This window comes from Haloferax sulfurifontis, from assembly GCF_014635105.1.
GTDB classification, from domain to species: Archaea; Halobacteriota; Halobacteria; order Halobacteriales; family Haloferacaceae; genus Haloferax; species Haloferax denitrificans.
Map to the genome: position 1 here is coordinate 1 of NZ_BMCI01000001.1, position 20745 is coordinate 20745.

21 protein-coding genes and 1 pseudogene are annotated in these 20745 nt (G+C 69.3%); 10 read left to right on the forward strand and 12 right to left on the reverse strand.

Going from position 1 to position 20745, the window contains the following annotated elements:
• From sod to IEV64_RS00015, 3 genes and pseudogenes are all read right to left on the reverse strand, one after another.
• Positions 1 to 221: pseudogene (gene sod, locus IEV64_RS00005) on the reverse strand (superoxide dismutase [Mn]); the annotation flags it as partial.
• A 137-nt stretch (positions 222 to 358) separates the two neighbouring features.
• Positions 359 to 964, reverse strand: a complete 606-nt coding sequence (locus IEV64_RS00010; protein ID WP_007273333.1) for a DJ-1/PfpI family protein — start codon at positions 962 to 964, stop codon at positions 359 to 361.
• A 102-nt stretch (positions 965 to 1066) separates the two neighbouring features.
• Positions 1067 to 2521, reverse strand: a complete 1455-nt coding sequence (locus tag IEV64_RS00015; protein WP_188422847.1) for a cryptochrome/photolyase family protein — start codon at positions 2519 to 2521, stop codon at positions 1067 to 1069.
• 387 nt (positions 2522 to 2908) lie between these two features.
• Between IEV64_RS00015 and IEV64_RS00020 the strand changes: the two genes are divergently transcribed.
• The gene (locus tag IEV64_RS00020; RefSeq protein ID WP_083874826.1) at positions 2909 to 3676 is read left to right on the forward strand and encodes a DUF8054 domain-containing protein; all 768 of its coding nucleotides are present in this window, start codon (positions 2909 to 2911) and stop codon (positions 3674 to 3676) included.
• Between the two features lie 53 nt (positions 3677 to 3729).
• On the opposite strand, the gene IEV64_RS00025 is transcribed toward IEV64_RS00020, so the two are convergent.
• Both IEV64_RS00025 and IEV64_RS00030 read right to left on the reverse strand, forming a co-directional pair.
• Positions 3730 to 4413 carry a 6-hydroxymethylpterin diphosphokinase MptE-like protein gene (locus IEV64_RS00025; protein WP_007273330.1) on the reverse strand — a complete coding sequence of 228 codons (684 nt, stop codon included), beginning with the start codon at positions 4411 to 4413 and terminating at the stop codon, positions 3730 to 3732.
• Positions 4414 to 4601: 188 nt separating this feature from the next.
• The gene (locus IEV64_RS00030) at positions 4602 to 5741 is read right to left on the reverse strand and encodes a dihydropteroate synthase (RefSeq protein ID WP_007273329.1); all 1140 of its coding nucleotides are present in this window, start codon (positions 5739 to 5741) and stop codon (positions 4602 to 4604) included.
• Between the two features lie 180 nt (positions 5742 to 5921).
• On the opposite strand from IEV64_RS00030, the gene IEV64_RS00035 reads away from it, so the two are divergent.
• The 5 genes from IEV64_RS00035 to IEV64_RS00055 are packed head-to-tail and all read left to right on the forward strand — an operon-like array spanning position 5922 to position 11039.
• Complete coding sequence (locus tag IEV64_RS00035) at positions 5922 to 6491, forward strand: response regulator (protein WP_007273328.1); 570 nt, start codon at positions 5922 to 5924, stop codon at positions 6489 to 6491.
• Positions 6492 to 6513: 22 nt separating this feature from the next.
• Positions 6514 to 8523: a HAMP domain-containing sensor histidine kinase gene (locus IEV64_RS00040; RefSeq protein WP_188422848.1), complete on the forward strand. Its 2010-nt coding sequence runs from the start codon at positions 6514 to 6516 to the stop codon at positions 8521 to 8523.
• Positions 8524 to 8575: 52 nt separating this feature from the next.
• Positions 8576 to 9583: a PstS family phosphate ABC transporter substrate-binding protein gene (locus tag IEV64_RS00045; protein WP_229722439.1), complete on the forward strand. Its 1008-nt coding sequence runs from the start codon at positions 8576 to 8578 to the stop codon at positions 9581 to 9583.
• A gap of 44 nt (positions 9584 to 9627) precedes the next feature.
• Positions 9628 to 10218 carry a DUF8114 family protein gene (locus IEV64_RS00050; protein WP_007273325.1) on the forward strand — a complete coding sequence of 197 codons (591 nt, stop codon included), beginning with the start codon at positions 9628 to 9630 and terminating at the stop codon, positions 10216 to 10218.
• On the forward strand, positions 10215 to 11039 hold the full coding sequence (locus IEV64_RS00055) for an RNA methyltransferase (RefSeq protein WP_188422849.1): 825 nt from the start codon (positions 10215 to 10217) through the stop codon (positions 11037 to 11039). Before IEV64_RS00050 ends, IEV64_RS00055 begins: the two co-directional genes overlap by 4 nt.
• 4 nt (positions 11040 to 11043) lie before the next feature.
• Here the strand turns inward: IEV64_RS00055 and IEV64_RS00060 are convergent, their stop codons facing one another.
• Positions 11044 to 11511, reverse strand: a complete 468-nt coding sequence (locus IEV64_RS00060) for a MaoC family dehydratase (protein ID WP_188422850.1) — start codon at positions 11509 to 11511, stop codon at positions 11044 to 11046.
• Positions 11512 to 11682: 171 nt separating this feature from the next.
• Between IEV64_RS00060 and IEV64_RS00065 the strand changes: the two genes are divergently transcribed.
• On the forward strand, positions 11683 to 12603 hold the full coding sequence (locus IEV64_RS00065; RefSeq protein WP_188423247.1) for a M48 family metallopeptidase: 921 nt from the start codon (positions 11683 to 11685) through the stop codon (positions 12601 to 12603).
• A gap of 1 nt (position 12604) precedes the next feature.
• Positions 12605 to 13132 carry a hypothetical protein gene (locus tag IEV64_RS00070; RefSeq protein WP_188422851.1) on the forward strand — a complete coding sequence of 176 codons (528 nt, stop codon included), beginning with the start codon at positions 12605 to 12607 and terminating at the stop codon, positions 13130 to 13132.
• A 39-nt stretch (positions 13133 to 13171) separates the two neighbouring features.
• Here the strand turns inward: IEV64_RS00070 and gatE are convergent, their stop codons facing one another.
• The 6 genes from gatE to IEV64_RS00095 form a co-directional block, all read right to left on the reverse strand.
• The gene (gene gatE / locus IEV64_RS00075) at positions 13172 to 15046 is read right to left on the reverse strand and encodes a Glu-tRNA(Gln) amidotransferase subunit GatE (RefSeq protein WP_188422852.1); all 1875 of its coding nucleotides are present in this window, start codon (positions 15044 to 15046) and stop codon (positions 13172 to 13174) included.
• A gap of 47 nt (positions 15047 to 15093) precedes the next feature.
• The gene (locus IEV64_RS20030) at positions 15094 to 15258 is read right to left on the reverse strand and encodes an HVO_2901 family zinc finger protein (RefSeq protein WP_013035362.1); all 165 of its coding nucleotides are present in this window, start codon (positions 15256 to 15258) and stop codon (positions 15094 to 15096) included.
• Between the two features lie 235 nt (positions 15259 to 15493).
• Positions 15494 to 16903 (reverse strand): class II fumarate hydratase, encoded by a 1410-nt coding sequence (locus IEV64_RS00080; protein ID WP_188422853.1) that lies wholly within the window; start codon positions 16901 to 16903, stop codon positions 15494 to 15496.
• A 151-nt stretch (positions 16904 to 17054) separates the two neighbouring features.
• On the reverse strand, positions 17055 to 17318 hold the full coding sequence (locus IEV64_RS00085) for a BolA family protein (RefSeq protein WP_089777582.1): 264 nt from the start codon (positions 17316 to 17318) through the stop codon (positions 17055 to 17057).
• A gap of 78 nt (positions 17319 to 17396) precedes the next feature.
• Positions 17397 to 18452 (reverse strand): dipeptide epimerase, encoded by a 1056-nt coding sequence (locus IEV64_RS00090; protein WP_188422854.1) that lies wholly within the window; start codon positions 18450 to 18452, stop codon positions 17397 to 17399.
• Entirely contained in the window at positions 18449 to 19489 is a 1041-nt protein-coding gene (locus tag IEV64_RS00095; protein ID WP_188422855.1) for an N-acetyltransferase DgcN family protein, read from the reverse strand. Before IEV64_RS00095 ends, IEV64_RS00090 begins: the two co-directional genes overlap by 4 nt.
• A 106-nt stretch (positions 19490 to 19595) precedes the next feature.
• Here IEV64_RS00095 and IEV64_RS00100 point away from each other — a divergent pair, with 106 nt between their 5' ends.
• Positions 19596 to 19760: a hypothetical protein gene (locus IEV64_RS00100; RefSeq protein ID WP_161618808.1), complete on the forward strand. Its 165-nt coding sequence runs from the start codon at positions 19596 to 19598 to the stop codon at positions 19758 to 19760.
• A complete protein-coding gene (locus tag IEV64_RS00105) occupies positions 19757 to 20560 on the forward strand; it encodes an IclR family transcriptional regulator (protein ID WP_188422856.1) in 804 nt (267 codons plus the stop codon). The genes IEV64_RS00100 and IEV64_RS00105 overlap by 4 nt, the downstream gene beginning before the upstream one ends.
• Positions 20561 to 20745 lie beyond the last annotated feature (185 nt).

The following is a 20745-nucleotide window of genomic DNA, read 5'->3' on the forward strand; positions in this document are numbered from 1 at the left end:
AGAATGTGACCGGAGCCGTTGTGCGTGACGTTGCGGAGCGCGCCGGCGGACGAGCCGAACTCGCCTGCTTCGCGGTTGTCGGCGAGGGTCTCCTCGGCCGCGTTCCAGCCGTTGACGTAGCCCTGGTGGTGGGTGTCGTGATGCCACGTCAGCACCTGCTCGGAGATGTGCGGTTCGAGGGCGTCGTACTCGTACGGAAGCGGGTCGAGTTCGTAGCTCATAATGTGTAACCTCCGTATCACGGGTGGGGCGGAATCCTGTTAAAACTTGAGGAGAGGTATGCTAGCACAAACCACAGTCTGCGGGTCGCTATCGGTCGATTTCTCCGCTTCGAGAAACTCCGGTTCGCGCGAGCGTATCAGCCGTCGAACGGGTCGGTCCGGCGCTCGTACTCGATTTCCGTCGAGACGGCGTCGGCGACTTCGGCTCCGAACTCGCGTTCGACGACGTGCAACGAGAGGTCGAGACCGGAGGTGACGCCGCCCGCGGTGAGCACGTCGCCGTCGTCGACGACGCGCGCTTCGACGACTTCGGCGGCCGTCTGTCGGAGGTCGGAAAGCGCGCCGCCGTGGGTGACCGCGGGGCGGCCGTCGAGGATGCCGGCGCGGGCGAGGAGCATCCCGCCGGTACAGACGCCGGCGACGGTCGTTCCGGCCTCGTGGAGTACCGCGATTGCATCCGGAATCTCGCCTTTCTCGGCCTCCGCCCACGCGCTCTGTTCGGCGCGGGAGTTCCAGCCGCCGCCGGGGACGACGAGGAGGTCCGGGCGGTCGGTTTCCGGGTCGAGGACGCCGTCGACGCCGACGCGCATGCCGTGGCTCGCGGTCACGAACTCGCGGTCGTCGAGCGCGACGAGTTCGGCCTCGCAGTCGGCCCCGGCCGCGCCGGCGTTCTGGAACACCTCGAACGGGGCGACGGCGTCGAGTTCGTCGAAGCCGTCGTAGAGGATGATAGCGACGTGCATGGATTCGGAGTCGGGTTCCGAGGAGAAAGTCGTTCGTGCCGCGGCGACCGGGGGTGGAGGGCGGGCGCGGCGGCTCGCGACCCCCGTCTGCGCGCCCGTCGCTCAGTCGTCGCCGCGGGCGGCCTCGAACATCGAAATCGCCCGCTCGCGGCGCTCGGAGTGGTCCACGATTGGTTCCGGGTAGTCCGGCGCGAGGCGCTCGCGTTCGAGGTCGGTCAGGTCGTGCCACTCGTGGATGGTGTTTGCCGTCACGTCCGAGAGTTCGGGGATGTATCGCTTGATGTACTCCCCGTCTGGGTCGTAGCGCTCGCCCTGCGTCATCGGGTTGAAGATGCGGAAGTACGGCTGGGCGTCGGTCCCGGTCGAGGCGGCCCACTGCCAGCCGCCGTTGTCGTTCGCGGTGTCGTGGTCCGCGAGGTGCTCCCGGAAGTGCGCGTAGCCGTGTCGCCAGTCGCACAGGAGGTCCTTCGTGAGGAACGACGCGACTATCATCCGGACGCGGTTGTGCATGTACGTCTCCTCGCGGAGCTGTCGCATCCCGGCGTCGACGATTGGATAGCCGGTTTTGCCCTCTTTCCACGCCGCGAGTTCCTCGGAATCGTCGCGCCACGCGATGTCATTTTCGTACTCCTTGTAGTTCTCCGTGACGACGTTCGGGTGTTCTCGAAGGACGTGCGCGTAGAACTCCCGCCACGCCAACTGCGACTGGAACTCCTCGACCGACTCGTCTCGCTCGCCGCCGACGCCCTCGCGGGCCGCCGCGGTCGCCGCGTACACCTCGCGGATGCCAATGGTCCCGAACTTGAGGTCCGTCGAGAGCCGGGACGTGGCGTCCCGCGTCGGGTAGTCGCGGTCGTCGGCGTAGCGGTAGATGGCGTCCGCGCAGAACGCCGACAGGCGCTCGCGGGCCGCCTCGGTCCCCGCCGACTGGACCGCCGCCGTCGGCTCCTCGAACCCGAGGTCCGAGATGGTCGGGAGGTCGCCGACGGCGATGTCGAAGTCGGCGTCGGCGTCGGAGAGGCACTCTGCGGCGGTTTCGAGTGCCGCGGCGTCGGCGAGGTCGTCGGCGTCCGGTTCCGGGTACGGGTCGGGTTTGTCGCGATCGCGCCACTTCTTCCAGAAGTAGGTGTAGACCGAGTACGTGTCGCCCGCGTTGGTCGTGATGCTCCCCGGCGGGTGGAAGATGGCGTCGTGGACCGGCTCGCGGGCGACGTCGGCGTCGTCGAGGGCGAGTCGCACGTCGGCGTCGCGCTCGCGGGCCAGCCCGGAGTAGTCGATGCCCCACACGGCCCGTTCCGCGTCGAGCGCCGCCGCGACCGCCGGCACGACCGTCCGCGGGTCGCCGCGGGCGACGAGCAGGTCGCTCCCGCGCTCGCGGTACGCCTCGCGGAGTTCGGCGAGCGCGTCGAGCAGGTACCTGACGCGGGGCGCGCCGGCGTGGTCGAGCACGTCCCGGTCGAAGACGAAAAGCGGGGCGACGGGGCCCGCCTCCGCGGCCGCCGCGAGCCCGCGGTTGTCCGCGACGCGCAGGTCCCGGCGGTGCCAGTGCAGTTGCATAGCCGCGCCTCAGGACGGCGTCCATGTCAATGTAGCGGCAGACGACACCGAAACGCGGGAAAACCCGGCCGACCAGTCTGTTCGACTGAACTTAATCTGCTCGCGGCGCGGGAAACGATGTCCTACCACGTCTCGCGGCGGCAGTCGCTCGTTTTCGGACACCAGTTGGCATGAATGTGGTACGGTAGTCGACACTCGCGGCGGCGCGACTGTCGCGGGTAATGTGATGTTATCGACCGAATTCCGGGACGGGAGCACGTTTACGTTCTTGCTATCTGGTGTACCCAGTCCATACCTATACGGCGTCGTGCCCACGGTTCTGGTATGTCCGGGCATCGCTTCCTTCCCGATTCCGCGGTCCGACAGCCGCCTCTCCGGTCCCCGCTCGTGTTTCCGCTCCTCCTCTTGACGTTCGTCTGCGGAACGCTCGGGTGGCTCGTCTGGGTGCCGTACGGCGCGTTCCTCGGCGCTCTGCCGCCGGTCGTCGTCTTCGGTTTCGCGCTCGTCGAACTCTCGTCGGTCTCGCCGCCGCCCCCGCAACTCCCGTCGGCGCGCCCGTCGCCGCCGCTCTCGCTCGACGGCCGGGTCGACCTCGCGGCCGCGCTACACGCCGCGGGCGTCCTTTCGGCCGGCGCGGACGGCACGCTCTCTCTGTCGCCGCAGTTCGCCGAGGAGTGGCGCGCCCGCGTGCTCGACACCGAGGGGCGGGACCGCGACCGCGAGGCGCTCGCGGCGCTCCTCGGCGTCGCCCCGGATAGAATCGAACTGGGCTGGGACGAACGGGGGCTGTTCGCGCGCCTCGACCGCGGGACGGTGGGCCGGTGGGCCTCTCGCGCCGCGTTCGTCGCCGACCTCACGGCGGTGGCGACGTTCCGGCGGTACTACCCCGAGTGGTGGCGGCTCTCGACCGCGGACCGGAACCGCGTCCTCGGTGCCCTCCGGCTGTGTCTCCGGACCTGCCCGACCTGCGACGGCGCGGTCACGGTCGAGACGAAGCGGGTGGCGGCTCCCGAAGGCGACGGGACGAAGCGGCGCGTCTCGGCGACCTGCCGCGGCTGTGACGCGTCCCTGTTCGACGGCGTGGTCGAGCAGTCGGCGGCCGAACCGACCGGGACCGAGGAGGGAGCCGACGTGCACCCGCAGAACACGCGGTAACCGGGGCGCGAGCGCGAGGGACGCCGCGCCAACGAATCGGTGTGAGCGGGCCCTCAGGGGAGCGGGTCGATGCCGTCGCGTCGCCCATCGAGTACCGAAAACCGCTCTCCGCGGCGTCGTTCGAGCCACCGGAGCAGGCGCTCGGCCCACCTGAGTTTCTGCGCTTTCATCGCGTCCACGGTCGGGTCGTCGAAGTCCCAGCCGGCGAAGACGAGCCGGTCCGCCCCGAGTTCGTCGGCGATGAAGGCCGCCCGGTCGCCGTCGGTGAAACCGCCCCAGTTGACGACGGGACCGACCGGGGCCGCCTGCGTCGTCCCGAGGACGTGATCGGTATCGAACCGCGGCACCCACTCGCGGACCGCGGGGCGGTTGTCACCGTGGGCGTGGGCCGCGACCGGCACGCCCGATTCGGTCAGTTCGACCGCCGTCTCGGGGTTTTTATCGAGGTCAGTCACCATTAAATCGAGGTCGAAGCCGGCGTCTCGAACCGCATCGGCGGCGGTGGAGGCGGCGACGACGACGTCAACGTCCGGGGCGTCGAGCCGGTCGAGTTCGTCGTCGAGCGTCGGGGCCGCCCCGCAGACGGCGACGGTCGCGCCATCCCAGTCCAGCCGGTCCCGGTCGAACGGCGTGACGAGGTCCGCGAGCGCGTCTCTGGCCCGCTCGTCGCCGGTTCGGTCGAAGCCGAAGTCGTCGAGAATCCGCCCGTAGACGGGTTCCCACGTGGTGAAATCCATGGTGTAGCTGTCGCTCAGAATGTAACTGTATGGGCCGGAACGGCACTCGTGTACCCCTACCCGCGTGCCCTTCCGGCGTCCACAGGACCGTTTTAGAGTCGGATGGTATAAGTTTTCTCTTAGTAGAACGGTCAACGTCTGCCGAACGTCAGACGGCGAGACGGGTTCGTGAGGGGTTCTCGGGCCGGCTAGCGCGTCGCCCGCTCGACCGTTTCGAGGGCGGCTTCGAGGGCGTCGGACGCGTCCGTGACGAGCGCCGAAAGCCGGGCGAGCGCGGCGGGCGTCCCGACCAGAAGCGCGCCGGTGTCGCCGCCGGCCAAGACGGCTCCCGCGTCGCCGGCGGCGGCGGCGAGGGCCTCCCGGTCGTCGGCCCCGAGCCCCTCCAGTTCGAAGACGCGCGTGACGCTCTCGGCGGCGACCTCGCGGTTCGCGCCGACGCGGTCGAGGTGTCTCGCGGCCTCGCCGGGCGTCGTCACGTCGAGTTCCTCGACCGACACGTCGCCGGGTTCGCGGACGCGGCGGCGCTTGAACTCGTGGCCGATGAGGGCGGCGTCGCGGGTCTCTTTCACGTCGTGGGTCCGGACGACGTGTGCGCCGCGCTCGACCGCCATCGACGTGGCGGCGAGGCTGACGGGCAGGGCCTCCTCGGTCGGGCGGCCGGCCACGTCGCGGAGGAAGTTCTTGCGGTTGATGGAGACCAAGATGGGGTGGCCGTAGCCGCGGAACTCCCGCAGGCGGTCGAACGTCTCGCGGTCGTGTTCGAGCGTCTTCGCCTCCGACCAGCCGCCGAAGGCGGGGTCGACGATGGTCTTGTCGGTGAAGCCGTTCAGTTCGAGGGCGTCGTAGATGTCGTCGACCTCCTCTATCGCACCGGGGCGAGTGAGGTCCGGGGGGCTGGCCATCTTGGCGACCGCGGCGTCGAACTCCTCGCAGACGCGGGGCATCTCCGGGTCGGCGAAGCCGCAGATGTCGTTGACCATGTCGAAGCCGCCGTCGAGCGCCGCCTCGGCGACCTCGTGGTAGCGCGTCTCGATGGAGAAGACGGCGTCGCCGGAGACGCTGTCGAGGACCGAAAGCGCCGTGTCGAGGCGGTCGAGTTCGTCTTCGGCCGACAGCACGTCGAGGCGCTTGTTCGCCGATTCGAGGCCGACGTCGACGATGTCGGCCCCCTCGTCGATGAGCTCGCGGTCGACGTATTCGGCGGCCTCGCTCGGGTCGTTGAACACGCTCGGCTTGTACGGGGACTCCTTGGAGACGTTCAGCACACCCATGATTCGGGGCGGGTGGTCGTCGCCGATTTCGAGTCCTGCCGCATCGACGGTTCGCATACCCGTCGGTTGGACCACACGATTATATGCCGACCGGTCGCGGAAGGCGGGCGAGTTCGTCGAGTACGAAGCCGCATGCGACGGAATTGAGGGCTATTGAGTCCTCATAGCAACCGCTTAATAGCGCTCTCTGGACTACACAGCCAACCGGGTGCCTTCCGGGCGCACCCACACAGGATTATGACTGGCGACGGACCACCGACGATACTCGCCGTTGACGACGAACCGTCCCTGACGACGCTGTACGAGGCGTGGCTCGCGGACGACTACCGCGTCGAGACGGCTTCGAGCGCGGAGGAGGCGCTCGGACTCGTCGCCGACGAGTCGTTCGACGCCGCGATGCTCGACAGGCAGATGCCCGGCGGCACCGGGGACGAGGTGCTGTCCGAACTCCGGGCGCGCGACCACGACTTCCCGGTCGTGATGGTGACCGGCGTCGACCCCGACACCGACATCGTCGAGATGCCGTTCGACGACTACCTCGTCAAGCCGGTCGGAAAACTGGAGGTCCGCCGCGCCGTCCGCTCGCTCGTGGTCCGCGGGTCGTACAACGACCTGCTCCGCGAGTACTTCGCGCTCGCCCGCAAGCGGGCCGTGTTGGAGTCCACCTACGACCGCGAGACGCTCGAAGAGTCGGCGTCGTACCGCGAACTCACCGCCTCGGTCGATGACGCGGCGGCCCGCGCCGACGACGCCCGCGCGGAACTGCTCGACGACGCGTTCGAGGAGGCGGCGCTCGACTTCGGATGACTGACCGGAGGCTCGACCGGCCGTGACGCGACGCCTCCTGCCGCGGTTCGTCAGGAAGCGGTACGCGGTGCAGTTCGCGCTCGCGGTCGGCCTCGTCACGCTCGCCATCGCGGCCGTCGGCGGCTACTCGTATCTCCACGCCAACGAGGTCATCGGCGACGAGACGCGCGACGACCTCGTGACGAACGCCGAGATTCAGGCGCAGAACCTCGACGAGTGGCTCACGCGGATGGAGGTGCAGATGCGGTCGATATCTGAGTCCGCGGCGTTCCAGTCCGGCGACGACCGCGACATCAACCTCTATCTGTGGTCGGTGGTCGAACGCGACCGCGACATCGACGCCGCGTACTACATCGACACGAGAAACGAGACGGTTCTCACGAGCACGGGGAGCGCCAGCGTCGCCTCGGCCGAGTCGGTGACGACGTACTACGGCCGCCGGGAGTTCACCGCGCTCGCCCAGCAGTCCCACGGCGACGTGGTCGTCTCGGACCCGTTCCGCCCCTCCGAGGGGGCCGCGCCCGTCGTCCTCTTCGCGACGACGATTCCCGACCGCCCGAACCGGGCCGTCATCGCCGTGGCGAACCTCCGAGACATCTCCGAGACGCATCTCCACGACATCGACGCCGGCCGGTTCGTCGTCGTCGACGGGGCGGGGACGGTCGTCCTCGCGGAGGACGAGTCGCGGCTGTTGGAGACCGACGCGCTCGACACGACCCGATACGACGCCGCGTCGGGGTTCGTCCCCGGGCAGTCGCTCGCCGGCTCGTCGACCGAGGTCGGGTTCGCCCGGATGGAGACCCACGACTGGGTCGTCACCTCCCGCGTCCCCACGGGCGAGGCGTACGCCCTGCGGACGGACATCCTCACGCAGATACTCGCGACCCTGTTCGTCGTCGGCGCGGGCGCGGCCCTGCTGGCGGTCACCATCGGTCGGGACACCGTGGACGCGGTTCGGACCCTCGGGTCGAACGCGCGGGAACTCACCGACGGCAACCTCGACGTCTCAATCGACCGCGACCGCGAGGACGAGTTCGGCGACCTCTACGAGGCGTTCGACGTGATGCGGGTTTCCCTGCGCGACCAGATTCTCGAAGCCGAGCGCGCCCGCGAGGAGGCCGAGGCGGCGAGAGGGGTGGCGTGGGCCGAAAAGGAGGCCTCCGAGCGCCGCCGCCGCCACCTCGAACGGACCGCGGAGGCCTACGGCGAGGTGATGCGGGCCTGCGCCGACGGCGACCTCGCGGAGCGAATCGAGCCCGACGAGGAGAGCGAGGCGATGGCCGAGGTCGCCCGCTCGTTCAACGAGATGATGGCCGACGTACAGGAGCGAAACGAACAGCTCCGAACCGTCTCGAACGTGCTCTCGCACGACCTGCGAAACCCACTCAACGTCGCGGTCGGCCGGGCCGAACTCCTCGCCGACGAGACCGAAAGCGACCACGTCGAACCGCTCGTCGAGTCGCTCGACCGCATCGACGCCATCATCGACGACGCGCTCGTGTTGGCGCTCCAGCGGCGGGTCGAAGACACGCTCCCGGTCGCGCTGTCGGACGCGGCCCGGCGGGCGTGGGGGCACGTGGAGACGGGGGACGCGACGCTCGTCGTCGAGGAGAACGCCCGGTTCGCCGCCGACCCCGACCTCGCGGCCCACGTCTTCGAGAACCTGTTTCGGAACGCCGTGGAACACGGTTCCACGGGCAACCAGACTGCGTCTGGTGACGCCGTCGAGCACGGCGACCCCGACGGGGTGACCGTCACCGTCGGCGCGCTCTGCGACGCCCCCGGCTTCTACGTCGAAGACGACGGCCCCGGCATCCCGGAGGCCGACCGGGCGAGCGTGCTCGAACCGGGCTACACGACGAACCGCGCCGGCGGCGGGACCGGCTTCGGCCTCCCAATCGTCCTGCAGGTCGCCGACGCCCACGGCTGGGACCTCGCGCTCTGCGAGTCGTCGACCGGCGGCGCGCGGTTCGAACTCAGCGGCGTCGAGCATGTCGGCGGCGGTGCCGACGACGCCGTCTCCCTCGTGTGACTATATACCCCACTTAGCAACCACCATGACCGGACGCGAGAAACGACCGACCGTGAAGCCACCTTGTCGGGGCGGAGACGGAGCGAGTCGGCGCGGGTTCCTCGGCGCGCTCGGGGCGGCCGGGGCAGTCGGGCTCGCGGGCTGTCTCGGGAGCGTCGGGTCGGTGCCGGGGCCGACCGCGAGTCGGACCGCGACCGCGACGACCGACGACGCGCTCTCGGGGCGTATCGCTATCGCCGGAAGTAGTACGGTCTACCCGCTGACGCTCTCGCTCGGCAAGTCGTTCTCGGAGGCGCACCCGGACGTGACGGTGTCCGTCGCCTCGACCGGGACCGGCGGGGGGTTCGCCGACTTCTTCTGTGCGGGCCGGACCGTCGTGAACGACGCGAGCAGGGCCATCGAGGCGGACGAGCGCGACGCGTGTGCGGCCGCCGGCATCGGCCCCGTGGAGTTCCGCATCGCCACCGACGCCGTCTCGGTCGTCGTCAACCCCGACGCCGACTGGGTGGACTGCCTCACGCTCTCCGAACTCGCCGCGATATGGCGCGTCGGCGGGGCCTCGTCGTGGAGCGACGTCCGACCCGAGTGGCCCGACGAGCCGATTCGCCTCGCCGGCCCGACGACCGCCTCGGGCACGTTCGACTACTTCTCCGACGCCGTCCTCCCGAGCGCGGTCCAGCGGACCGACCACCTCACGACCGAACAGGACACGGTCATCGCCAAGACCGTCGGCGACTCCCCGCACGCGATGGGCTACTTCGGCCTCGCGTACTACCTCCAGAACCGCGACACCGTCCGCGCGGTCCCGATTTCCGAGCCCGACGGATGCGCCCTCCCGTCGCCCGCGAACGCGAAGAACGGGACCTACGACACGCTCTCGCGACCCCTGTACGTCTACGTCGCCCGCGAGGCGCTGTCGCGTCCGGAGGTCGCCGCGTTCGTCCGCTACTACCTCGAACGGTCCACGTCGGAGCCGGCGGTCGTCGGCTACGTGCCCGTCACGGAGGAGGCGGCCGCCGACAACCTCGACCGGCTGGACGCGCTCCTCGCGGACGGCTGACCGGCATCACGCCATTTTTATCCGCCGCTCGGCTATCTCGGCCCATGGCGAAGGTCAGCGTCGGACTCCGCGGATGGCGGTTCGAGGAGGCCGAGATATTCACCGACGAGGGCGAGTTCAAACCGCTCGACGAGATTCCCGAGGACCCGCGGGAGCGACTCGTGCGCCTCGTCTCGCTCGTCGAGGAGCCGTGCGACGCCTGCTATCTGATTCACGGCGACGAGGAGATACAGCAGTGCCGACAGGCGTCCATCGTCTACGGCGAGCCCCGCGAGGAGGTGCTCCTCTGCGAACACCACGAGCCGGACTTCCTCTACTGGTTCCGCGAGGAGGACGGCCGCGACCTCGTCGGCGACGCGGTGTTCGCCGACGCCTTCCACGAGTGGTTCGCCGACGGCGGCCGCGCTCCCGAGGGGTACGGCGGACTGGAGTACGTCGACACCGAACCCGACGAACTGCCGTCGCCGCCGGACGCAAACGAGATACAGCGCCGGCTGGAGGAGAACTTCGTCGAGGGCGAGCGCATCGACCTCCGCGATTACGGTCCCGACGCGGACGACGACGAGGACGCGACGCCCCTGACCGAAGACGACCTCGACGGCGTCGACCTCGACACGGACTACCCGACGAGATGAGCGGCGACCGAGACGCCGGTGCCGACGGGGGCCGCGAGTTCGTCGTCGTCGTCGTCGAACCCGAGACGCCCGGCAACGTCGGGACCATCGCGCGGGCGATGAAGAACTTCGGCATCTACGACCTCCGCCTCGTCAACCCGCCGCCGCTCGACCCCGACGGCGAGGCGTACGGCTTCGCCGGCCACGCCCGCGAGGACGTGCTCCCGAACGCCACCGAGACGACCTTAGAGGAGGTCGTCGAGGAGTTCCACACCATCGGGACGACCGCGGTCTCCCACGAGGACTCCACCCGGCACGTCCGCTATCCGTTCAAGACGCCGGTCGAAATCGCCGACTCGCTGGAGTCGGTGGAGACGAAGACCGCGCTCGTGTTCGGCCGCGAGGGCACCGGCCTCGACAACGAGGAGCTGGCGATGCTCGACGAGGTCTGTTGCATCCCCGCCGACGACCGATACCCCGTGCTCAACCTCGGGCAGGCGGCGACGATTCTCATGTACGAGCTTCGCCGCTTCACGGTCGAGGAGACGCAACTGCCGGACGTGGAGCGCGAGCGCGCCTCCGAAGACGAAATCGAGGTCGTCTACCGCTTTTTCGACGAACTGCTCGACGCCGTGGACTACCGCGAGCACAAGCGCACCAAGACCTCGCGGATGATGCGCCGACTGCTCGGCCGCGCCCACCCGACCGAGCGCGAGGCCGCGACGCTGACGGGCGTGTTCCGCCGCGCCGCCGAGGCCGTCCGCGACCCCGACCGCTTCCGCGACGCCGGCGACGGACTGGGCGACCGCGGCGACGACACCGACGGCGACGCCGAACCCTGACGCCCTACGGGCTTCCCCACGTACCGTTCCGCCGGGCGACCATCACGTCGCTCACGAACGAACAGACCAGTTCGACCTCGCCCGACTCGCGCTCCGCGAAGGTCCGCGTCCGAATCTCGACGAGCCCGCGGTCGTCGGTCTCGACGGTCGTCTCCAGCACTTCGCTTTCGACGACGAGCGTGTCGCCCGGGTACACCGGCTTCCACCACCGAAGCTCCTCGACGCCCTTCGCGCCGAGCGAGGCGGCGTCGCTGAGGACGCCGTCGACGAAAAGGCGCATCGTCATCGACGCGGTGTGCCAGCCGCTGGCGATGACGCCGCCGTACATCGACTCGGCTTCCGCCCGCTCCGGGTCGGTGTGGAACCACTGGGGGTCGTACCGCTCGGCGAATTCGAGAACCTCCGACAGCGTCACGTCGTACTCGCCGAACTCGTGGGTGTCGCCGACCGCGAAATCCTCGAAAAACTGCATATCCCCTTTTTGCCCACCCCCGTTGAGAATGTAGCGATGCCGGCGGTCCGGGCGGGCGCTCACGGCCGCGTGCCCGCGCGGTCGTTCCCCCGGCGCGCCAGACAGCTTTTGCGGTCCGACGCCCTATCGGCACGCGAGATGGCATCGCCCCCGCGCCGCTCTCGCCTCCCGATGGTCGCCGTCGGCGTCGTCGTCCTCGCCTTTTACCTCTCGCTCAGCGCGCTCAGCGCGTTCGCGGTGGTGACGCTCTGGCGGCTCCGCCCCGACCCCCTGACCGCCGCCGTCGTCGGCGTCGGCGTCGCCGTCGTCCTCGGCTATCTGAGCTTCCGCTTCGGCACGGTGCGCCTGCTCAGCCGACTCGACGCGCGGGACATGTCGCCCGCGGAGTCGCCGTCGGTTCACCGCCTGCGCGACCGCCTCGCCGAGCGGATGGACCTCGACCCGCCGACGCTGAAGCTCGCGCGCTTTTCGGCGCCGAACGCGCTGGCGCTCGACCCGATGGGCCGCGACGTGGTCGTCCTCGACGCCGCGCTGTTCCGCCTCCTCGACGCCGACGAGTTCGAGGCCCTGCTGGCGCACGAACTCGCCCACCTCGAACGGAAAGACGGGCTGGTCCAGTCGCTCGTGGCGAGCGTCCTCCAGACGGTCGTCGGCGTCGGCTACCTGTTCGTCTCGCCGGTGACGTTCCTGACGACGGGCGTCGCCCTCGGCTCGGCGTGGATGCGCGGCCGGCCGGGGTCGTGGCCCGAGACGCTCGCCGGGCGGGTTCGCCTCCGACTGGACGAGTTCGTCGGCCTGTTCGGCTTCGGCCTCACCGTGTTCGTCCGGTCGCAGTCGCGAAAGCGGGAGTTCGCCGCCGACGCGCGGGCCGCCGAGGTGACGGGCAAGCCGATGGCGCTCGCGTCGGCCCTGCGGAAGTTAGAGCGGGCCGCTCGGCCGGAGTTCGGCCTGTCGCCGCTGTGGGTGTACGGCGAGGTCGAGGTCGAAGACCCGGTGTCGGACCTGCTTTCGACCCACCCCTCGACCGACGAGCGCGTCGAGCGACTGGCCGCGATGGCCGACGAGTCGATGACGCGAATCGAGGTGCGGTGAGATGCCCGGCTCGCCCGACCCGGTGCTCGGTGATTGGCTTCTCACCCACGTCGTCGCCGTCGCCGCCGCGCTCGGCACCGTCGGCGCCGTCTACGCGACCCGCACGCGGGGCGACCGCGAGTCTCTGACGCCCGCGCTCCTCGGCGGCGGCTACGCCCTCGCCACGCTCGCCGTCTGGGCCGCGGCGCGACTCGTCACCGACGCCTTTCCCTCGGGCTTCGTCGAGGACCCGCTGACTTCGGCGGGTTTCCTCGGGTTCTCGTTCCTCTTGCTCGCCGGGTTCGTCGCCGTCTCGGCCCTGCTTTTCGCCCGTCGGGGGCTGGTCGCGCCGCTCGTCGGCCTGTTCGGCGTCACGGAACTCGTCTGGTGGGCGTTCCTCCACGTCCGCGGCGAGACGGACGCGCTCGGGATGTTCCTCATCTTCGGACCGGCGCTGTTGGTGCTTCTCCTCGTCGCGGCCGGCGTCGAGTTCGCGGGTCGGTGGGGCTGGCGGCGGTTCGTCCGCGGTGGCGGGCGCTCGCCGACGTGAGAACGAAAAAGACGGTCGGAGAGAGCAGTTAGAGTTGGCTCAGGCGCGCTTTTGAATCTCCTCGCGGAGCACGTCGCTGACGACGCCGCCGTCGGCCTTGCCGCGGAGCGCGCCCATCGCCTCGCCCATGAGCGCCGAGAACGCGCCCATGCCCTGCTGTTCGACCTGGTCGGCGTTGCGCTCGACGACCTCGGCGATGGCCTCGCGGACCTCGTCTTCGGAGACGCCGGAGAGGCCGGCCTCCTCGACGGCCTCCTCGGCCGTGAGGCTCGGGTCCTCGGCGATAGTCGAGAGCACGTCGTTGACGCCCTCCTTGGCGAGGTCGCCGTCCTCGACGAGATGCATGACCGCGAGCAGGTGGTCGTCGGTGAGTTCGGAGACGGCCACGTCGTCGCGGCGGAGTTCGGTCAGCGTCGATTCGAGCAGGCCCGCCGCGAACGTCGCGTCGATGCCGGCGTCCACGGCCTCCTCGAACAGCGGCATCGTCCGCCCGTAGGCGACCTGTTCCGCGAGGCCGGCGTCGAGGCCGAACTCGGCCTGATAGCGGTCGACCTTCTCGGTCAGGAGTTCGGGGGTCTCCACGTCGCTCGGGTCGAGGTCGACGGGGAGCACGTCCGTCTCGGGGTACATCCGGGCCGCGCCGGGGAGCGGGCGGAGGTAGCGGGTCGTGCCGTCGTCGTTGGCACCGCGGGTCTCCTCGGGGACTTCCTCGATGGCGACCGCGGCGCGTTCTGCGACCGCGTCGATGGCGAGGTCGGCCGTCTCGGGGTCGTCGGCGACGATGGCGACCGCGTCCTCGGGACCGGCGTCGACGGCGTCGCGGAGCGCCTCCACTTCGGCCTCGGTGACGCCGTAGGCCGGGAGTTCGTCGGTGTGGAAGATGCCGCCCGCGCCGTGGCGCTTGGCGTGGTCGGACAGTTCCGTGCCGAGGCGGCGGTCGGGCTGGAGTTCGCGGCCGACGAGGCCGTCGAAGCCGTACAGGGGAACGGCCGTGACCTTCCCGCCGGCGTCGAGCGCGCCGCGGATGACGCCGGAGTCCGAGTCTTCGAACACGCTGGTCACGTCGGCCACGTCGCCGACGGAGGCGTCACGCGACTGGAGTTCGTCGCGAATCTCGACGAGTTCCGCCTGTCGGCCGACTTCGAAGCGGACGATTTCGTCGATTTGGTCGAGCGCCTGCACGCCCTTGATTTCGACGCGCGCGCCGTCGGCGATGGAGACGTTCACGTCCTGTCGGATGGTGCCGAGGCCGCGTTTGACCTTACCCGTCGAACGCAGGAGCATGCCGATGGTCTGGGCCGCCTCGCGCGCCTGCTCGGGCGAGGAGATGTCCGGGCCGGTGCCGATTTCGACCAGCGGGATGCCGAGGCGGTCGAGGCTGTAGAGGACGCCGTCGTCGCGCTCTTCGACGCGCTGGGCGGACTCCTCTTCGAGCATGAGGTCGACGACGGAGACGGGCCCGTCGCTGGTCCCAATCTCGCCTTCCTGCGCGATGAGCGACGAGCGCTGGAACCCCGAGGTGTTCGACCCGTCGATGACGAGCTTGCGCATGACGTGCGCCTCGTCGACGACGTTCATGTCGAGCAGTTCGGCGATCTGCATGGCGACCGTGCGCGCCTCGTGGTCGAGGCGGTGCGGCGGCTCGTCGTCCTCTTCGACCAGACAGGTCGAGTCGTAGGCGAGGTACTCGAACTCGCGTTCGACGCGGCTCTCTTCGAGCGCGGCGTCGTCGAGTTCGCCCAGTTCGCTCTTTGTCGGATGGAGGAACCGCGAGAACGTGCGCGCCGCCTCGTCTGGTTCGCGGAGGTCGGTCGGACACCCGCAGAACAGCTTCGTCTCGGTGTCGAGTTGCTGGTGAATCTCCAGCCCAGCCACGAGGCCGAGGTCCTCGTAGTCGTAGTCGTACTCGGTCATTGGTACTCCCTGCGTTCGGGGGGAGTAAAAAAGGATTCAGTCTGCCGTCAGAGGCGACGAAGCCCCTCGCCGATGCCTTCGACCTGTTCACACTCGGGACAGACGTACGTCCACCCGTCGTTCGTCGCTCGTCCCTCCGGGAATACGGCCCCACAACCTCGACACTCCAACATGTCTCGCCCGCGGGCCCGCTGCTGTTGCAGTCCGGCCATACTGGTATAATCGTCAAAATCAAGCTTCAAAATACCGATTTTCGAGATTTCGTGACAGTTCTTCACTCGGGAGAGACTGTCACGGCGACGCGGGGATGCGATTGCTACCGCGAGCCGAGTAAATATAACCGTCTCCGCGGCTGAACGGACCGAAACCGACGCGAACGCGACTCGGACCGAGCGGTTCGCCCGCTCGCCCCGACGTATCAAAAAGCGGACTGCTTTTCCGGCCTGCTCAGTCGTCGCCGAGGATGCCGCGATGGGTCATCTTCTCGGGGTCGAGCACCTCGTCGGCTTCCGCCTCGGTGAGGTAGCCCTCGTCGACGGCGACCTGCCGGACGCTTTTGTCCTCAGCGAGCGCCTGCTTTGCGACCTTCGAGGCCTTGTCGTAGCCGATTGCGGGGTTGAGCGCCGTCGCCAGCGCCATCGACTGTTCGACCCGCGTCTCGCAGTGTTCCTCGTTGGCTTCGAGCTTGGCGACGAACCGCTCGGCGAACACCTCGGAGGAGTTCGCCAGCAGTTTCGCCGATTCGAGGAAGTTGTGCGCGAGGACGGGCTTGTAGAGGTTGAGGTCGATTTGGCCCTCCGCCGCGCCGGCGGAGACGGCGGCGTCGTTGCCGACGACCTGCTTGTGGACCTGATTGACCGCCTCGGCGACGACCGGGTTGATTTTCCCGGGCATGATGGACGAGCCGGGCTGGTTCTCGGGCTGTTCGAGTTCGCCGAGGCCGTTGCGCGGGCCGGACGCGAGCAGGCGGAGGTCGTTGGCGATTTTGTTGAGGGAGCCGGCGACCGTGCGGAGCGCGCCGTGGGCCTCGCTCATCGCGTCGTGGGCCGCCTGCGCCTCGAAGTGATTGTCGGCCTCGCGGAACTCGACGCCGGTCTCCTCGGACATGTACTCGGCGGCCTTCGCCGGGAACTCGGGGTGGGTGTTGAGTCCCGTGCCGACCGCGGTGCCGCCGAGCGCGAGCTCGCCGAGGTGCTCGCGGACGTTCTCGACGCGGCGGATGCCCTTTTCGACCTGCGTGCGGTAGCCGCCGAACTCCTGTCCGAGACGGACGGGCGTGGCGTCCTGCAGGTGGGTGCGGCCGGTCTTGACGACGCCGTCGAACTCGTCTTCCTTGTCGCCGAGCGCCTCGGCGAGCGTCTCCAGCGCGGGAAGCAGGTCCTTCTCGACGGCTTCGAGGGAGGCGACGTGCATAGCGGTCGGAATCACGTCGTTCGAGGACTGGCCGAAGTTGACGTGGTCGTTCGGGTGGACGACGCGGTCGCCGATGCCCTCGCCCATGATCTCCGCGGCGCGGTTGGCGATGACCTCGTTGGCGTTCATGTTCGAGGAGGTGCCCGAGCCGGTCTGGAACACGTCGACGGGGAACTGGTCGTCGAGCTCGCCGGCGATGACCTCGTCGGCGGCCTCGACGATGGCGGCCGCGACGTCCTCGTCAATCATGCCGAGGTCGCGGTTGGCCTGCGCGGCGGCCTTCTTCACCACGCCGAGCGCGCGGACGAACCGCCGCCCGAAGGTGATACCGGAGATGGGGAAGTTCTCGACCGCCCGCTGGGTCTGTGCGCCCCAGTAGGCGTCGACAGGCACTTCCATCTCGCCGAGACTGTCCCGCTCGATTCGATAATCATCGTCGCCCATGATTCGGGGGTCGTTTTGGCAGGAGGTAAAATCCATTGGTCCGTGCGCCTCACTGACAGCCGCGACCGTCGGCGCTCGTCGGAATCAGTCGGAATCCGTCGGCGGCCGTTAGTGCGGCGACCGCCGCGGTGCGTCGGCCGCGACGGCTCGCTCACTCCTCTCGCGCCGCGTACTCCTCGGGCGTGTACGTCTTCAGCTCCATCGCGTGGATGTCGGTCGTCATGTGGTCGCCGAGGGCGTCGTAGACGAGTTGGTGCTGTTGGACGAGCGACTTCCCCTCGAAGGCGGGCGAGACGACGACGGCGGCGTAGTGGTCGTCCTCGTGGTCTTGGTCGACCGTCCGCGGGCGCGAGACCGTCGCGTCGGCGTCCTCGATGTGCGATTCGATGAGGTCCTCGATTGCGGAGAGTTCCATGTCCCAACTGGCGGCCCGCGCCGGCAAAAAGCGTCCGGGAAGCGGTCGGTGCATCGGTCGCGGGCGAACGAGCGGTTCTCAGACGTTCGGCGTGATGCCGTGGCCGGGGCCGTCGAGCGCGTGGACGGGGCCGGTCTCCTTCGGGACCACGTCCTCGGCGAGGAGCCGCGTCGCGTCCAAATCGACGTGCGAGAAGCCGCCGACGCCGGAGACGAGGTGGGCGCTGGTGTGGATGCCGATAGAGCTCTCCAGCATACAGCCGACCATCAGGTCGCGGCCCGCCGCGCGGGCGATGGCGGCGATGTCAGCCGCCCCGAGGAGCCCAGATTTCCCGAGTTTGACGTTGATGACGTCGGCGGCGTCCTCGCGGACCACGCGCACGGCGTCTTCGGGCGTGAACACGGTTTCGTCGGCCGCGACGGGCGTCTTCGTCCGGTCGCGGACGCTCGCGAGTCCGGCGACGTCCGTCTTGGCGACGGGCTGTTCGAGCAGGGAAAGCGGGATGCCGGCGTCGTGGACGGCGTCGTCGAATCGGACGGCCTCCGAGACGGACCAGCCCTGATTCGCGTCGACGGTGAGCGTCGCGTCCGGCGCGGCCTCGGCGACGGCGCGGAGCCGTTCGAGGTCGGTCTCGACGCGCTGTCCGACTTTCACCTTGATGGTCTCGAAGCCCGCGTTGGCGGCGGCCGCCGCGCGGTCGGCGGCGACTTCCGGCGGGTGAATCGGTATCGACATGTCGGTCCGCACCGGTTCGGGCGTCCCGCCGAAGAACTCCGACATCGGTAGCTCGCGCTCCCGACAGTAGGCGTCGATAATCGCGGTTTCGAGGGCGAACAGCGCCGACACCGCGCCGGGGTACGTCGCGTGCAACGACTCGATGACGGCGCGGTAGTCCGCCACGTCGCGGCCGACCAGGAGGTCGCGGGCGTGCCTCGCCGTGTCGAGCGTCGCGCCCTGCGTCTCGCCGGTGACGTAGTGGTCGGGCGACCCCTCGCCGTAGCCGACGACGCCGGACTCGGTCTCGACGGTCACGAGGACGTTCGGCGCTTCGTACTGGGTTCCGAGGGCGATTTCGAACGGTTCGACGAGCGGCAGGTCGAGCGCCTCGACGCCGACCGAGACGATGTCGCTCACAGCGCCTCCAACACGGCGTCGAGGAGCGCCTCCGTCCCGCCGTCCGCGTACACGTTGCCTGCGGGGAGGCCGGTTTCGGCGGTCACCGCCTCGGCGTCGCCCCACGTCGAAACCGCGGCCACCGTCGCCGGAGACAGGTGTTCGATGAGCGAGATTTCGTCCGCGAGCGGTTCGACCTCGAAGCGGTCGAAGTCGTCGCGGGAGTCCCGGCCCGGTTCGTCGGAGACGACGACCGCGTCGGGGTTCGACCCGTGGAGGAGTCCGAGCGTCACCGCCGAGTAGGCGCGGTGGGAGAGCGCGGCCTGCCCCTCGACGAAGACGAGGTCTCGGTCCTCAGCTACTGTGCAGACGAGGTCTTCGACCACGCCCGCGACGAAGTCGGCGGGGACGCGGTCGATGACGACGCCGGCGTCGGCACCGATCATCACGCCGGTCTGGCCGGTGGCGACCCAGCCGGCGTCGAGGCCCGCCTCGCGGGCGGCGCGATACAGTTCGAACGTGGTCGTCCGCTTGCCGACGGCGCAGTCGGTTCCCATGGTCAACACCACGTCGGCGTCGCAGTCGTCGACGCGCCCGTCGGCCACGCGGAGGGCGTCTTCGGGGGGCTTCCGAACGTCGACGAGGGAGACCCCGGCGTTCTCGGCGCGGTCGCGCCACTCGGGGTCGTCGCTGAGAAACTCGTGGAGGCCGGAGACCACGTCACAGCCGGCGTTCATGGCGGCCTCGATGCCCGGAACCCAGTCTCGCGGGAGGCTCCCGCCGACGGGCGCGACGCCGAGCACGAGCGCCTCGGCGTCGGGGGCCTCCTCCAACGCGGCCGCGACGGAGGGGACGACCGCGGGCGGCTCAGCGAGGTCGGTTCCGAGCACGTCGGCGGCGTCGCGGCCGGCCTTCTCGGAGTCGACGACGGCGCGAACGTCGAACAGCGTGCCGTGGGCGACGACGCCGTTTGCGGTCTTCCCCGCCGTCTCACCGAAGGCCCCCTCCGCGAAGACAATCGCCTCGACGGGGCCCTCGTAGCGTTCGGTCAGATGCATACTGTAGCTGGGTCAGCTTTCGGGCAAAAGTCAGCCCCCTCGTATGAGAGGGTCCGGCGTCGGGGTTCGGACAGCTATAACTCGGCGCGCCTCGACGGGTCGTCTCATGAGTCCGGACGACACAGCGAGTCGGGGCGGGGCGGCCGCGGAGGGGTCCGAGGCCACGGACCTCGTCGCACCGTACCTCTCCGGCGCGAACGCCCGGTTGGTCGCCGACGCGGAACCGAAGGGGCTGACAGACAGCGTGACGTTCCACGTCGAAGGGCGATGAGCGAGGGAGACGCCGGAGACGAGCCGCGGCGAATCAAGTCGGTCCAGACCGCGAGCCGAATCGTCTCCGTGGTCCAGCGGCTTTCGAACCCGACGCTCGGCGAGGTCTGCGCGGAACTCGACGCGTCGAAGGGGACGGTACACACCTACCTCGCCACGCTCGAAGACGAGGGGTTCCTCACGCGAACGGGGCGAACCTACCGGCTCGGCCTCCGCTTTGTCACCCTCGGCGAGAGCGTCAGAAACGAGACGCCGCTGTACCGCGCGGGCAAAGAGGAAGTCGACGCGCTCGCCGCCACCACGCACGAATACGCCCATCTCACGGTCGAACACCGGGGCCGCGAGGTGACGATTTACGAGAGCCGCGGCGACGACGCCGTCGCCACCGACTACCACCTCAGGATGCGGGAGACGCCCCAACACCTCCACTACAGCGCCAGCGGGAAGGCGCTCCTCTCGCAGTTCGACGACGACCGGGTCCGGTCGATACTCGACAGCGAGGGCCTCGACGGACAGACCGCGAACACGATTACGGACCGCGACGAACTGTTCGCAGTGCTCGAACGGGTCCGCGAACGCGGCTACGCCGTCAACGACGAGGAGGAAATCCGCGGGATGCGCTCGGTCGGCGCGCCGGTTCGAGGCGTCGACGGCGCGGTCTGCGGCGCGGTCAGCGTGACCGCGCCGACCAGTCGACTCAGCGGCGAACGGTTCGAGACCGAGGTTCCCGAACTCGTGACCGAGACGGCGAACCTCATCGAACTGAACCTCGAAACCGCGGTTTTCGAGCGAAATCGGTGAACTCGGCGTTCGAGCTCGCCGCGTCTGGATATATCAAACGAGCGAGCGGCCCCGCCCGTCGTGTCGTGTGACACCGTCTCTCTTGATTCGGCGCTGTTCGACCGGAACCACGACCGAACGTCGAGCGAACGCGCCGGACTGCGCCCGATAACCCGTCTGCATATATCAAATACAGCCGTCCAATT

Bases quoted from the DNA above. Each gene is read 5' to 3' on its own strand.
- IEV64_RS00095 (WP_188422855.1), bottom strand. From the start codon at position 19,489: ATGCATCTGACCGAACGCTACGAGGGCCCCGTCGAGGCGATTGTCTTC.
- IEV64_RS00100 (WP_161618808.1), top strand. From the start codon at position 19,596: ATGAGTCCGGACGACACAGCGAGTCGGGGCGGGGCGGCCGCGGAGGGG.
- IEV64_RS00050 (WP_007273325.1), top strand. From the start codon at position 9,628: ATGGCGAAGGTCAGCGTCGGACTCCGCGGATGGCGGTTCGAGGAGGCC.
- IEV64_RS00065 (WP_188423247.1), top strand. From the start codon at position 11,683: ATGGTCGCCGTCGGCGTCGTCGTCCTCGCCTTTTACCTCTCGCTCAGC.
- IEV64_RS00080 (WP_188422853.1), bottom strand. From the start codon at position 16,903: ATGGGCGACGATGATTATCGAATCGAGCGGGACAGTCTCGGCGAGATG.
- IEV64_RS00085 (WP_089777582.1), bottom strand. From the start codon at position 17,318: ATGGAACTCTCCGCAATCGAGGACCTCATCGAATCGCACATCGAGGAC.
- gatE (WP_188422852.1), bottom strand. From the start codon at position 15,046: ATGACCGAGTACGACTACGACTACGAGGACCTCGGCCTCGTGGCTGGG.
- IEV64_RS00060 (WP_188422850.1), bottom strand. From the start codon at position 11,511: ATGCAGTTTTTCGAGGATTTCGCGGTCGGCGACACCCACGAGTTCGGC.
- IEV64_RS00015 (WP_188422847.1), bottom strand. From the start codon at position 2,521: ATGCAACTGCACTGGCACCGCCGGGACCTGCGCGTCGCGGACAACCGC.
- IEV64_RS20030 (WP_013035362.1), bottom strand. From the start codon at position 15,258: ATGGCCGGACTGCAACAGCAGCGGGCCCGCGGGCGAGACATGTTGGAG.
- IEV64_RS00105 (WP_188422856.1), top strand. From the start codon at position 19,757: ATGAGCGAGGGAGACGCCGGAGACGAGCCGCGGCGAATCAAGTCGGTC.
- IEV64_RS00030 (WP_007273329.1), bottom strand. From the start codon at position 5,741: ATGCGAACCGTCGATGCGGCAGGACTCGAAATCGGCGACGACCACCCG.
- IEV64_RS00070 (WP_188422851.1), top strand. From the start codon at position 12,605: ATGCCCGGCTCGCCCGACCCGGTGCTCGGTGATTGGCTTCTCACCCAC.
- IEV64_RS00035 (WP_007273328.1), top strand. From the start codon at position 5,922: ATGACTGGCGACGGACCACCGACGATACTCGCCGTTGACGACGAACCG.
- IEV64_RS00025 (WP_007273330.1), bottom strand. From the start codon at position 4,413: ATGGATTTCACCACGTGGGAACCCGTCTACGGGCGGATTCTCGACGAC.
- IEV64_RS00010 (WP_007273333.1), bottom strand. From the start codon at position 964: ATGCACGTCGCTATCATCCTCTACGACGGCTTCGACGAACTCGACGCC.
- IEV64_RS00055 (WP_188422849.1), top strand. From the start codon at position 10,215: ATGAGCGGCGACCGAGACGCCGGTGCCGACGGGGGCCGCGAGTTCGTC.